Source organism: Rhizorhabdus sp. P4_G5 (assembly GCF_056401065.1).
On the sequence record NZ_JBFUKB010000024.1, the window covers coordinates 1 to 852 of the forward strand.

Sequence of the window (852 nt, forward strand, 5' to 3'; positions counted from 1 at the left end):
CTAGGCTGTATCGACATTCAGAGGATTCCCAAGTGGTGGGATGTCTGATTCATGGGTTTCCGCGATTGCGGAGGCATCATGGGGATCAAGCGATACGAGTTAAGCGAGGCGCAGTGGCGTCGGATCGAGCCGATGCTTCCGGGCAAGGTCAGTGATCCTGGGCGGACGGCGCAAGATAATCGCTTGTTTATCAATGGAGTATTGTGGGTCTTGCGTTCTGGTGCGCGCTGGTCCGACCTGCCCGAGCGCTACGGCAAGTACAAGACGGTGCACAAGCGCTTCACCCGTTGGGCGCGCGCCGGGGTGTGGGAGGGCCTCTTTGCGCAGCTCGCCCGGGATCGAGACAACGAGTATCTGATGATCGACAGCTCGATCGTGCGTGCCCATGCCCAAGCGGCAACGGGCCAAAAAGGGGGGCGTGCGACCAGGCTCTGGGGCGTTCCCGAGGAGGACTGACCTCCAAGTGGCACATTGCGGTCGACACGCTCGGCCGACCGGTGCGCTTCATCCTCACCGGCGGCAACGCCAGCGACCCCAAGCTCGCCATTCCGCTGTTAACCGGTCTCGATGCAGGTCATGTCATCGCCGACAAAGCCTACGACACCTACGCGATACTCGACTTCATCGAAACAACGGGTGCTCAGCCGATCATCCCGCAGCGCGTCTGCATGCCCCGCAAACGAGCCTTCGATCCGGTCAAGTACAAGCTGCGCAATCGCATCGAACGGACCATCGGTAAACTCAAGCAGCTACGCCGTATCGCCACACGATACGATCGCATCCCGCAAAACTATCTCGCTAGCCTATGCCTCGCTGCCCTCAGCTTCTGGTGCTGAATGTCGATTCAGCCTA

General features: G+C 60.1%; 1 pseudogene. It reads left to right on the forward strand.

Annotated elements, in window-relative coordinates:
• Positions 1 to 132: 132 nt before the first annotated feature.
• A pseudogene (locus AC1DQK_RS19065) lies at positions 133 to 836 on the forward strand (IS5 family transposase).
• Positions 837 to 852 lie beyond the last annotated feature (16 nt).